Genomic DNA, 12,231 nt, shown 5'->3' on the forward strand with positions numbered 1-12,231 from the left:
CATCGCGACGGCAAGGGAGTGAATCCCCGGGAGCATAGATAACGATGTGACCGGGGTGAGTGAGTGCAGCCAACAAAGAGGCAGCTTGAAAGATGACGGGTATAAAAGAAATAGAGAGTACACAATGTATAATAAGAAAAAAAGCCAGTAAGCTTTCTTACTGGCTGGCAAATCACCATTACTCAAGAAAATTGGGGGAGAAGCCAGATTTCGTCTGGCCTATTGAGCTACTTTCAATATGGATAATTATCGTCGCAATATAAGGAAATAAAAATTGATGAATAATACTCTGGAGTTCCTCTTTTATGCCCAGTTCACGCTTACAACAACAATTCATTCGATTATGGCAACACCATCAAGGAAAAGAGGCTGAAACAACGTTACAAGAACTGGCAAATGTACTGCATTGTTCAAAACGCCATATCCGTTCACTGCTCAACAATATGCAGAAAGCTGGCTGGTTACAGTGGCAATCTGAGTCCGGGAGAGGGAAACGTTCTCAACTGAATTTTTTACGTGATGGATGGGAATTTCAACAACAACGAGCTGAAGAGTTGCTTGAGCAACATAACGTTGAGAAGTTGGTCCAACTGGTTGGTGATAAAGATACAGTCCGTCATATGGTACTATCCCAGATTGAGCGCCGTTTCCGTCAAGGAAAAAACTTACTGCGGATACTCTATTATCGCCCCTTCCCTAATCTTCTACCCGGTTCACCTTTACGCCGTTCTGAAATTCATCTGGTCAGGCAGATATTTAATAGCCTAACCCGCATAAATGAGGAAAATGGGGAACCAGAAGCTGACATAGCTCATCATTGGCAACAATTATCCTCAAATCATTGGCGCTTTTATCTACGGCCGGCCATCCATTTTCACCACGGCAGAGAATTACAGATGGCAGATGTCATCGCTTCGCTACAAAGATTACGCAACCTGACCCTTTTTTCTCATATTGAAAAAGTCACAACGCCCACCCCCTACGTGATTGATATTTTTCTTTCAGAACCTGATCTCTGGCTCCCTTTATTAATCGGCAGCCCACATGCCATGATCTTGCCTCAAGAGTGGCAAAAGTTACCGAACTTCTCTCGTATGCCAGTGGGAACCGGCCCTTACCAGGTCATAAAAAACAGCGCTCAGAAACTACAAATTCGTGCCTTTGATAATTACTTTGGCTTTCGGGCACTGATTGATCAGGTGAATATATGGTTTCTACCAGAATTAGCGGAGAAACTGGTTTGTACAACTCTGCATCTGGAAAGTGACAGCACGGATAATAACTCGCTAGATAGCAGGATAGAAGAAGGCTGTTATTTCCTACTACACGACCATCGTTCAACTAAATGTAAGAGAGAAGACGTTCGCCAATGGCTATGCAGCCTGCTAACACCGATCAATCTGCTAGCGCATTGTGACCCCTTTTATCAACGCCACTGGTCACCCGCTTATGGTTTATTACTACGCTGGCATCACAGTAAGCTCATATCCGAATTGAACAAACCAGAGGATATTACCCATCTGACCGTCACGCTTTGTCATCAACATCACGAATACCACACAATCAGCCAGATCCTTCAAGCCATACTGACCAAGTGCGGCGTCGAATTGAAAATCAACATCGTGGATTATGACACATGGTTCAATGGTAACACCGAAAGTGACCTCTGGCTTGCTACCGCCAACTTTTATAATCCTCTGGAGTTTTCGCTGTTCGCTACGCTGTACGAGATGCCATTATTGAAAAAGTGCCTTGGTAATGACTTAAGTAAAGAAGTATCACAATGGCGACGACAAGAGTTATCGCTTGAAGAGTGGTGCGAAAAAATAATTGATGAACATTGGTTGCATCCACTGTTCCACCACTGGCTTGAGTTACAGGGGCAGAGAAGTATGCGGGGAGTCAAAATGAACACCTTTGGTTGGTTTGATTTCAAATCTGCCTGGTTCAACCCATATGAAGGGTAATTCACAGAAAAAGCCAGAGTTATGAACATACACAGGTGTGCAAACTTGCTTTTATTCACTTTTTCTGTGGATATCTATGTGAAAAAGGCAGGGGTAATTCAGGTATAGCTTTATATTATGAATTATCAGTCTATAGACAAAAAATGAAATAGTATTTATTTTTCATTGAAATAGCAGCTATTTATCTCGCTATTTCTAGCGTCAACCATAACTATAATGGACAACGTTAGTTGATGAGAACAAAAAACAATCAAAAATTATGTTATCCACAGGTTATGCTTTTTAGTTAAGCAAAAAACAGCGGTTTTTGTAGAAAAAAGTGTTAGTCAAACCTGTAAATCAAACCAGTGATCTCATTTTTGTCTACTTATCCCATAAAACTGTGGATAACATGGTGTAAGATCCTGTTCATTATTACCAGCAATAGGTGAACAAGAACGGCAGTCAATTTTACAATATTTGAAACAGCAATAAAAAATGTTTGTATATCATGCTATTATCACTTTTTAGCTATTGTATGAACCTCGGATTTATTATTCACAGAAACTAAGGCTGTTTTTTGACCTAAAAAACGGATATCTCAAATGAACATACTGTTTTCCCCCCCACCTCCACCAGACAACGAGCAACAGTTGCTTGAATGCGCCCAACTTCTGGCTGGCTTATCAATGGGAGAACTCGCGGCAAAAGCAAATTTACCTATCCCACCCAATCTGAAACGAGATAAAGGCTGGGTAGGCATGTTGCTAGAATATTATCTGGGGGCAAGTGCCGGCAGCAAGCCAGAGCAAGATTTCGAACATATCGGTATTGAGCTTAAAACCATCCCAGTAGACAGAAGAGGTTATCCATTAGAAACAACATTTGTCTGCGTTGCACCATTAACAGGGAACAGTGGTATTACCTGGGGAAGCTGTCATGTTAGACGCAAATTATCGCGAGTACTGTGGATACCTGTTGAAGGTGAACGGGAAATCCCTCTAGCCAAACGCAGGGTTGGCTCTCCTTTATTGTGGAGTCCCAATCAAGAAGAAGAAGAGTTACTACGTCGCGACTGGGAAGAATTGATGGATTTCATCGTGCTTGGCAAAGTAGAGAGCGTTACCGCCCGTCATGGAGAAGTATTACAGTTGCGCCCAAAAGCGGCTAACAGCAAAGCATTAACCGAAGCAATCGGTGTACACGGCCAGCCTATTATGACTCTGCCTCGCGGGTTCTATCTAAGGAAAAATTTCACTGCTCCTCTACTGGCCCGTCATTTTTTGATTTAACGTTGAGCTCTGACTGATTTTTACATCGACATACTTACCTTACATCTAATCACGCGTATAATTAGCTTTTTACCTTAAGGTTTTAATAAGCAATGTTAGAATGGATTGTTGATCCCCACGCCTGGATGGCACTTGCCACCCTGACAATTCTAGAAATCGTTTTAGGGATTGATAACATTATCTTTTTGTCACTTGTTGTGGCAAAACTCCCTAACCATCAACAAAATAAAGCACGTAAGATCGGACTAATGGGAGCAATGCTGATGCGCTTGGCGCTGTTAGCATCTATTGCCTGGGTTATTCGGCTAACCTACCCGATATTGACAGTTTTTGAACATGACATTTCTACCCGTGACTTAATCCTATTCTTTGGCGGTCTATTCCTGATCTGGAAAGCCAGCAAAGAAATCCACGAAGCGATCGAAGGTGACAATGAAGGAGAGCTAAAACGTCCTGTTCACTCCTTCCTGGGGGCCATCATCCAGATTATGTTGCTGGACATTATTTTCAGCCTGGATTCAGTCATCACCGCTGTTGGCCTGTCCGATCACCTATTCATTATGATGGCAGCCGTTATCATAGCCGTCGGTGTCATGATGCTCGCCGCTCGTCCTATCGGTGAATTCGTTGACCGTCACCCTTCCGTCAAAATGCTGGCGCTGTCGTTCTTAATCCTTGTAGGCTTTACCCTTATTCTGGAAAGCGTACAAGTGCATATACCTAAAGGTTACATCTATTTTGCTATGTTCTTCTCAATGGCAGTGGAAACACTGAATCTCATGCGTGGGAAAAAGAAAAGAAATTAGAAATAGCGCTAAATAACGCTAAAAAATATCATTCTTTGATTTAAAAAGTACGCCATAGATGCCCAGTTCAGTACTGCGGCATCTCAATTCTATGCAGCAAAAAATTGCCGGTTATTTCGGCATTTTTTGTTATACCTGGCTAACCTAGCCAAATATGAAAACTTTATTATGACTATCCAAACAAATATGCATGAAGCTAAAAGTAACTTAAGCCAACTAGCTGACAAACCTTATGTCCAACTTATACCAATAACCCAATCAGATAGGGTTCCTGGAAGATTCGAAGATCTTACTACCATAGGAGAGGATTTTTTTAATACAGACCGGGAAATTCAGTTCATGCTTGAAGGTAACAAGTGAAACATTTGTTGCTTGATAAACATGTTCTTAATGGAATTCGGTTAATTGATGCTCGCATGTAAAAAATGACAAAGAGCCTCCAAGAAAAGCATATAAAGGTTACATCAATCCAAATAACAGCCGAGTTTCAAGGGATAGCGCCACAACTCAGTACGAGCTTATTTCACTATCCCCTAAGACTATATTAAGACTATGTGCTCTTTAGCGCTTCTTAGATGCCTGTAAATAAAGCATCTCCAATGCAATAGTCGCACCGGCCAGAGCCGTAATTTCAGACTGATCATAAGCTGGAGCAACTTCTACCACATCCATACCGACAATATTTAGCGGTTGCAAACCACGCAGCAATTTCAGTGCACGATCGGTTGTCAGGCCACCAATGACTGGCGTGCCCGTACCCGGCGCAAAAGCTGGATCAAGACAATCGATATCGAAAGTCAGGTAAACCGGCATATCACCAACCGTCTCTTTTATCTGAGCAAGCAAATCATCCACACTACGGTCATTAACCTGATCAGCATCCAGTACCGTAAAACCATCGTCCCGTCCATGCTCAGTACGAATACCAATTTGTACTGAATGATGCGGATCGATCAACCCTTCATTTGGTGCGTGATAGAACATGGTACCGTGATCAAATTGGCTACCGTTTGGATAGGTGTCAGCATGAGCATCAAAATGAACCAGAGCCATTTTACCGAAATGTTTGGCATGAGCGCGCAACAAAGGCAAAGTAATAAAGTGGTCACCACCAAAAGAGAGCATACGCTTACCGGAAGCCAGCACTTTTTCAGCATGAGCCTGTAATTTATCACTCATATCCTGAGCATCACCAAAGTTGAAGACCACATCACCGCAATCTACAACTTTAAGACAATTGCGTAGCTTAAAATCCCACGGCCAACGGCGGCTTTCCCATGCCAAGTGAGTAGAAACCTGACGAATGGCCGCAGGCCCGTGGCGACTACCTGCACGACCTGATGTTGCCATGTCAAATGGTACGCCAGTAATTACCCACTCTGCATCGCTGGAATATGGCTGGAAATTCAGCGGAAAGCGCAGGAAACCGAAGGCATTAGAAACCAAAGAGTCATCTTGTTGGTTGCCCAAGGTACTTATTGTCATGAGATATATCCTCAAAAGTTTCCCGACAGAACAAAGCTATTTAATTCCAAGATACCCATGCCATGACGAAATGGGGTATTTCTGAGATAACCCTATTTCTCTGCATCTCCGCATCTGGTTTATATTAAATAACGTTATCTGTATACAGGAGGCTTAATTAACACCAGAAGATTATTCATCTTCCAGATATGTGTAGCCATAAAGACCACTTTCAAATTCCAGTAAAAATTGCTCTTGCAAGCCTGTATCCAAATCCGTGCCTTTTACTTGATCACGGAAGCGAGCCATCAATACATTAGGGTCCAGTTTCACATATTGCAGCATATCCGCGACTGAATCCCCCTCTTCACTTTGGTTGTAGGTCACTTCGCCATTATCGAATACATAAACATCAATAGCCGCTGTATCGCCAAACAGGTTATGCATATTGCCAAGAATTTCCTGATATGCTCCCACCATGAAGAAACCAATCATTGGCGGGCAATCAGGATCATAAGCGGGCATCGGCATTGTCGCGGCTACACCATCACCATCCACATAATGATCAACAATACCATCGGAGTCACAGGTGATATCCAACAATACCGCACGGCGATCCAACGGCTTATCCAGTCCCTCAATGGGTAAAACAGGAAATAACTGATCGATACCCCATGCATCAGGCAGAGACTGGAACAGTGAGAAATTCACATAGAATTTGTCTGCCATACGCTCTTGCAACTCATCAATAATTGGCCGGTGAGCACGGTTGCTTGGATCAAGATCCTGTTGAATATGGCGACAGATATTCAGATATAACTCTTCCGCCCACGCCCGCTCTGCCAAATCCAGCATGCCATGAGCATATTGTGTATGAACATCATGTAGATCGAGCTGACCATCATGCAGCGATTCACGTAAAGAGCGTCTATTTCCTTCTGAATGCATCTCCTGCCAGGTTTCCCACAAACTGGTGAGCGGGCGAGAAGCATCTTCTGCCGGTGGTGTCGTCTGCGTAAATTCATTACGCTCAACCCCGATAACATTAGAGACCAAGACAGTATGGTGAGCGGTCAGGGCACGACCTGATTCCGTGATAACCGTCGGATGGGGTAAACCATGTTCATCACAAGCATCACCAATACCCCAGATGACATTGTTGGCATATTCATTCAACCCATAGTTCACAGAACAATCAGATTGAGAGCGGGTCCCTTCATAATCGACCCCCAGTCCACCACCAACATCAAAACATTGAATATTTACCCCGAGTTTATGTAATTCGACATAAAAACGCGCTGACTCACGGACACCTGTTGCAATATCACGGATATTCGCCAACTGTGAGCCTAGGTGAAAATGCAACAATTGCAGACTATCAAGTCGATCCACTGCGCGCAAAATCTCAACCAATTGCAATACCTGAGTTGCCGCCAGCCCAAACTTCGATTTTTCACCGCCACTGGCTTGCCATTTACCTGAACCCTGAGATGCCAAACGTGCACGGACTCCCAAACGCGGGATCACATTCAATCGTTCAGCTTCTTCCAATACCTGGGCAATCTCAGACATCTTTTCGATCACCAAATAAACCTTGTGACCTAACTTCTCACCTATTAGCGCCAGACGAATATATTCACGATCTTTATATCCATTACACACGATGACGGTACGAGTCATACCCGCATGGGCCAGCACTGCCATTAATTCCGCTTTAGAGCCAGCCTCAAGCCCTAAAGGTTCACCGGAACTGGCCAGTGATTCAATAACGCGGCGTTGTTGGTTAACTTTAATGGGATAAACTAAAAAGTAATCGCCTTTATAACCATATGACTCTCTGGCACGTTTAAATGCGGCATTGATTGAACGCAAACGATGTTGCAGGATTTGAGGGAAACAAAATAGCGCCGGCAAACGCAAATGTTTCTGCTCCTGCTGAACTTTTTTCACCAATTCCGCAAGATCAATTTTTGCCCCCGGCAAATCAGGATTTGGACACACACTAACATTGCCAAGATCATTGACGTAGTAGTAACTCCCTCCCCAATATGCAATATTGTAAGTCTGTTGCATTTTACGAGCGATATTATCATTCATGGCAGTCTCCTTAAGGGAGTTAGAGTTTTTCGCCTTCGCCTGTAATTAATAAATAACCCAAAACGCCATAATCTCACGTGTTGAGAAATATCAGGGAACAGCATGCTCTTAGGTTGTAAAAAGCGTTTAGTTACTACTAAACAACGACAAAATTACCGAGTGACAATACGACTGTCCGACATATCCGGCCTGTTTGCTGGTAACAGATAACATCGAATTAAAGACATATTGAAAAGAAAGGAAAAAGACGCGGATACATCCGACGACAAGTGTGGCTGTTGGCCATTAGCAATCAGCAGATAATGGTTCATTACCCCATTCACCCCCACACATGACTCATATCTAAGGAGCCATTTTCTCGATTGAGAAACAGAAGCTAGTTAGCTTTCTGCGAATCTGTAGCCAAAATAGTTCAACTACGGCCGCAGTTTATACTCGCAATCACATAAAATTGCAAAATGAAATTGAACAAAACTGACATACAAACCAAGAAATTATTCATTCACCCAATGAAAATGACTAGCTGAACTAAAAAAATCTAGCACATGGATAAGAATTATCCTAAAATAGCCATCTAGATGTTAATCCATCCATTTCCAAACTGAAATTATATTTTAAGGTAACGTTATATAATGACCACATACCTTTTCACTTCCGAATCTGTTTCCGAAGGGCATCCTGATAAAATTGCAGACCAAATATCTGATGCCGTTCTTGATGCTATTCTAGAACAAGATCCAAAAGCACGAGTTGCCTGTGAAACCTATGTTAAAACCGGCATGGTCATGGTTGGTGGTGAAATTACTACCAGCGCTTGGGTTGATATTGAAGAAATTACGCGACAAACAGTTCGAGAGATTGGTTATGTTAATTCTGAAATGGGTTTTGATGCAAACTCATGTGCAGTATTAAGTGCCATTGGTAAACAATCACCGGATATTAACCAAGGTGTTGACCGTGAAGATCCCCTGCAACAAGGTGCTGGTGACCAAGGGCTAATGTTTGGTTATGCAACCAACGAAACTGATGTACTCATGCCTGCGCCTATCACCTATGCACACCGTCTGGTTCAGCGTCAAGCTGAAGTTCGGAAAAATGGTGTACTGCCGTGGTTACGCCCCGATGCTAAAAGCCAAGTCACTTTCCAATACAATAACGACAAAATTGTCGGCGTTGACGCGGTTGTACTTTCCACACAGCATGCTGAAAATATTAGTCAGAAAGATCTGCAAGAAGCGGTCATGGAAGAGATCATCAAGCCGGTACTGCCTGCTGAATGGTTAAATCCAACAACCAAATATTTCATTAACCCAACTGGTCGTTTTGTCATTGGTGGCCCAATGGGTGACTGTGGTCTGACTGGTCGTAAAATCATCGTAGATACTTACGGTGGCATGGCACGTCATGGTGGCGGAGCATTCTCCGGTAAAGATCCATCCAAAGTCGACCGTTCAGCGGCTTATGCTGCACGCTATGTGGCAAAAAATATTGTCGCGGCTGGTCTGGCTGATCGTTGCGAAATTCAAGTTTCTTACGCTATCGGCGTTGCAGAACCGACTTCCATCATGGTGGAAACATTCGGCACTGAAAAAGTTTCAACGGCAACTTTGACTCTACTGGTACGTGAATTCTTTGATTTACGTCCTCATGGTTTGATTCAGATGCTGGATCTATTGCACCCAATCTATCGTGATACTGCCGCTTATGGTCATTTTGGTCGTCCACAGTTCCCGTGGGAAGCCACTGATAAAGCAGAAGCACTGCGTGATGCTGCGGGCCTAAAGCTATCAGCGATGAATATGTAAAAATATATACGCGAAAAGCCCGGTTTGGATAATTGAACCCGGCTTTTTTAGCATTAGCTGACAATTGAAGAATCCGTGACAATATTATTATCAGCTTGTTTCAGGATTTCTAATAAAATTCACTGATCATTGCCTATTTACTTTCAATACATGAAATTAGTTAACGTTCCAATTTCTCTACAACAAGCCATTATGAATACTTTGCAGCAAAAACTGCAACAAGCAAACTTATATCTCAACCGTGATTTTCCTGAACCTACAATAAACTACCGCCAGAGGGGAACTACTGCGGGCAGTGCCTATATAAAAAATTGGGAAATCCGCCTTAATCCAGTATTATTGATTGAAAATCAACAAACTTTTATTGATGAAGTTGTACCTCACGAATTAGCTCATCTATTGGTTTATCGCTACTTTGGGAAAGTGCCTCCACATGGAAAACAGTGGCGTTGGATGATGGAAAAAGTACTGAACGTTCCAGCTAACCGTACACACAAATTTAAAATCGACTCAGTACGTAGTCAAACTTTTACTTATTACTGTAGTTGCCAACAACATGAATTAACCCTACGACGCCATAATAAAATTCTGCGAGGAGAAAGTCATTATATCTGTCAAAAATGCGGAGAAAGGCTTATTGTTAAATCAATTGACTCTTTCAATCCTAATTTATAAAGATTTATAATAATAAAAATGTGATTTAATTACTCCACTATCTGAATATAAATCATACTAATAATATATGAACCAAAATCCTATTTTATCAATAAATTCTTATAAATATTCTCATTTTAAAAAAGAAAGAAATTTTTTAAGTAAAATTAAAATCTCCAGATAAGAAAATTAAGCAATAATTAATTTTATACCCTATGGATTTCAAGATGCATCGCGACGGCAAGGGAACGAATCCCTGGGAGCATAGATAACTATGTGACCGGGGTGAATGCAGCCAACAAAGAGGCAGCTTGAAGGATGACGGGTATAAAATTAATCCTGTTAAGGTTCTGTATTACCATCAGGTTAAAAAACTGAGTCTAAGATAAACCACAAAAATAATGGATCATATCTGGCTCAAATAGTCCAGATACAAGCCTTGTACAGGGAAGCAAGGGATAAAATTTATACCCTATGGATTTCAAGATGCATCGCGACGGCAAGGGAGCGAATCCCCGGGAGCATAGGTAACTATGTGACCGGGGTGAGTGAGTGCAGCCAACAAAGAGGCAACTTGAAAGATGACGGGTATATAACTAATAAAAAGGGGCTATCCTAGATAAGTAATTTTATCTAGGATATCCAAATGAGAAAAAGTCGGATTAGCCAATACAAGCAAAAACGTCTTCAGGAGCTCTTTGTGGCAGGGGCTACAGCTCGCACTGCGGCTGAGTTAGTGGGGGTCAACAAAACGACTTCAGCTTACTATTTTCACCGCCTCAGAGTCCTTATCGCTGATTATGTCGATGAACACTCCATGTTTGAAGGTGAAGTCGAGATAGACGAAAGCTATTTCGGGGGTAAACGTAAGGGAAAACGCGGGCGAGGTTCAGCCGGAAAAGTCCCTGTTTTCGGGCTTCTCAAGCGAGGTGGTAAGGTCTACACCCGCCTAACACCTAACGCCAAATCCGATACCTTAATTCCGATAATCACGGCGAAAATTAAGCCTGACAGCCTGGTCTACACAGACAATTTTGCCCGCTATGATGTGCTGGACGTGTCCGATTTTAAACACTATCGAATTAACCATAGCACGGAGTTTGTAGACGCTAAAAATGGTCAAAACCATATCAATGGGATAGAGAACTTTTGGAACCAAGCCAAACGTCATCTGCGTAAATTTAATGGCATACCAAAGGAACATTTTGAGCTCTTTCTCAAGGAATGTGAGTGGAGATTTAATACACCGGGTGTAAAAGGCCAATTACATATTATAAAACAAATAGTTAAGGGAAAAATATAATCGCTATCTAGGACAGCCCCAATATTTATTCTTCCATATGAAAGGTTAAAACCACCGACTTTAGTCGGTGGGTTAGTGATTAACGGACTGAAAGTCCGGATACGCATCGGCTGAACGATGCGTCAATTGTCCATCCTGAAGTTATCATCCGGGTTTGGTTCAAAATGATGCTCCAGATAAGCCTTTATCATCTCTTCCGTTAACTGACCCACCGTCGCACAAAAATAGCCTCTGCCCCAAAAATGCTGACCCCAGTAGCGTTTCTTTAGATGCGAAAACTCTTCAAACAACTTACTCGCTGTCCTCCCCTTCAGTCTCCTCATGATTTCTGAGGGAGATAATGTCGGGGGACTACTCACCAGTATGTGAACATGATCTTTGCTCACTACTCCTTTTAATATCCTGATTTCAAATGCTTCACATGTCTGACGAACTAACTCGCGCACCCGTATTGCTACTTCACCTATCAGCACTTTGTGCCTGTATTTCGTTACCCATACAAAATGGTATTCAATCTGAAATACTGTGTGACTACCGTATCTGTAATCCATGTTGCACCTCCCATGCAACACAGTATCTCAGCTAAAGCTGACCGACTAAAGTCGGTGGTTTTAACCTTTCATATGGAAGAATAAAATGATACAGACCCTGATATGCAAAAACCCCCAGCGCTCGCTGGGGGTTTCTACGGTATTTAAAGCCTGGCAGTTCCCTACTCTCACATGGGGAGACCCCACACTACCATCGGCGCTACGGCGTTTCACTGCTGAGTTCGGCATGGGGTCAGGTGGGACCGCCGCGCTATCGCCGCCAGGCATATTCGGTTTATTCCAGGCGGCGCGTCTCTTCTTCCGCAACCACCCG

General features: G+C 42.7%; 10 protein-coding genes and 1 rRNA gene. 7 read left to right on the top strand and 4 right to left on the bottom strand.

Going from position 1 to position 12,231, the window contains the following annotated elements; all coding sequences use genetic code 11:
* Positions 1-305 precede the first annotated feature (305 nt).
* The 3 genes from sgrR to AAC155_RS16485 all read left to right on the top strand — a co-directional run bounded on the left by sgrR (position 306) and on the right by AAC155_RS16485 (position 4,044).
* Entirely contained in the window at positions 306-1,967 is a 1,662-nt protein-coding gene (sgrR, locus tag AAC155_RS16475; protein ID WP_113043359.1) for an HTH-type transcriptional regulator SgrR, read from the top strand.
* Between the two features lie 584 nt (positions 1,968-2,551).
* Positions 2,552-3,238, top strand: a complete 687-nt coding sequence (gene mutH, locus AAC155_RS16480) for a DNA mismatch repair endonuclease MutH (protein ID WP_112878568.1) — start codon at positions 2,552-2,554, stop codon at positions 3,236-3,238.
* A gap of 92 nt (positions 3,239-3,330) precedes the next feature.
* Positions 3,331-4,044 carry a TerC family protein gene (locus AAC155_RS16485; RefSeq protein WP_113043360.1) on the top strand — a complete coding sequence of 238 codons (714 nt, stop codon included), beginning with the start codon at positions 3,331-3,333 and terminating at the stop codon, positions 4,042-4,044.
* A gap of 561 nt (positions 4,045-4,605) precedes the next feature.
* On the opposite strand, the gene speB is transcribed toward AAC155_RS16485, so the two are convergent.
* Together speB and speA are read right to left on the bottom strand one after the other, a co-directional pair.
* Positions 4,606-5,529, bottom strand: coding sequence for an agmatinase (gene speB, locus AAC155_RS16490; protein WP_113043361.1), 924 nt, complete (start codon positions 5,527-5,529; stop codon positions 4,606-4,608).
* Positions 5,530-5,700: 171 nt separating this feature from the next.
* Entirely contained in the window at positions 5,701-7,605 is a 1,905-nt protein-coding gene (gene speA, locus AAC155_RS16495) for a biosynthetic arginine decarboxylase (RefSeq protein ID WP_113043362.1), read from the bottom strand.
* 632 nt (positions 7,606-8,237) lie between these two features.
* Between speA and metK the strand changes: the two genes are divergently transcribed.
* From metK to AAC155_RS16515, 4 genes are all read left to right on the top strand, one after another.
* Complete coding sequence (metK, locus tag AAC155_RS16500) at positions 8,238-9,410, top strand: methionine adenosyltransferase (protein WP_011147846.1); 1,173 nt, start codon at positions 8,238-8,240, stop codon at positions 9,408-9,410.
* Positions 9,411-9,560: 150 nt separating this feature from the next.
* Positions 9,561-10,085 (top strand): SprT family zinc-dependent metalloprotease, encoded by a 525-nt coding sequence (locus AAC155_RS16505; protein ID WP_113043363.1) that lies wholly within the window; start codon positions 9,561-9,563, stop codon positions 10,083-10,085.
* Between the two features lie 418 nt (positions 10,086-10,503).
* Entirely contained in the window at positions 10,504-10,683 is a 180-nt protein-coding gene (locus AAC155_RS16510; RefSeq protein WP_146748113.1) for a hypothetical protein, read from the top strand.
* A gap of 27 nt (positions 10,684-10,710) precedes the next feature.
* Positions 10,711-11,367, top strand: coding sequence for an IS1595 family transposase (locus tag AAC155_RS16515; protein WP_113043364.1), 657 nt, complete (start codon positions 10,711-10,713; stop codon positions 11,365-11,367).
* A gap of 122 nt (positions 11,368-11,489) precedes the next feature.
* Here the strand turns inward: AAC155_RS16515 and tnpA are convergent, their stop codons facing one another.
* Together tnpA and rrf are read right to left on the bottom strand one after the other, a co-directional pair.
* Complete coding sequence (gene tnpA, locus AAC155_RS16520; RefSeq protein ID WP_040154654.1) at positions 11,490-11,918, bottom strand: IS200/IS605 family transposase; 429 nt, start codon at positions 11,916-11,918, stop codon at positions 11,490-11,492.
* A gap of 148 nt (positions 11,919-12,066) precedes the next feature.
* Positions 12,067-12,182 (bottom strand): 5S ribosomal RNA (gene rrf / locus AAC155_RS16525).
* Positions 12,183-12,231 lie beyond the last annotated feature (49 nt).

This window comes from Photorhabdus sp. HUG-39, from assembly GCF_963878365.1.
GTDB lineage: Bacteria > Pseudomonadota > Gammaproteobacteria > Enterobacterales > Enterobacteriaceae > Photorhabdus > Photorhabdus kayaii.

What these genes read in the sequence shown, in the direction of transcription:
- tnpA (WP_040154654.1), bottom strand. Translation starts at nt 11,918, where the DNA reads ATGGATTACAGATACGGTAGTCACACAGTATTTCAGATTGAATACCAT.
- speB (WP_113043361.1), bottom strand. Translation starts at nt 5,529, where the DNA reads ATGACAATAAGTACCTTGGGCAACCAACAAGATGACTCTTTGGTTTCT.
- AAC155_RS16505 (WP_113043363.1), top strand. Translation starts at nt 9,561, where the DNA reads ATGAAATTAGTTAACGTTCCAATTTCTCTACAACAAGCCATTATGAAT.
- metK (WP_011147846.1), top strand. Translation starts at nt 8,238, where the DNA reads ATGACCACATACCTTTTCACTTCCGAATCTGTTTCCGAAGGGCATCCT.
- AAC155_RS16515 (WP_113043364.1), top strand. Translation starts at nt 10,711, where the DNA reads ATGAGAAAAAGTCGGATTAGCCAATACAAGCAAAAACGTCTTCAGGAG.
- speA (WP_113043362.1), bottom strand. Translation starts at nt 7,605, where the DNA reads ATGAATGATAATATCGCTCGTAAAATGCAACAGACTTACAATATTGCA.
- sgrR (WP_113043359.1), top strand. Translation starts at nt 306, where the DNA reads ATGCCCAGTTCACGCTTACAACAACAATTCATTCGATTATGGCAACAC.
- AAC155_RS16485 (WP_113043360.1), top strand. Translation starts at nt 3,331, where the DNA reads ATGTTAGAATGGATTGTTGATCCCCACGCCTGGATGGCACTTGCCACC.
- mutH (WP_112878568.1), top strand. Translation starts at nt 2,552, where the DNA reads ATGAACATACTGTTTTCCCCCCCACCTCCACCAGACAACGAGCAACAG.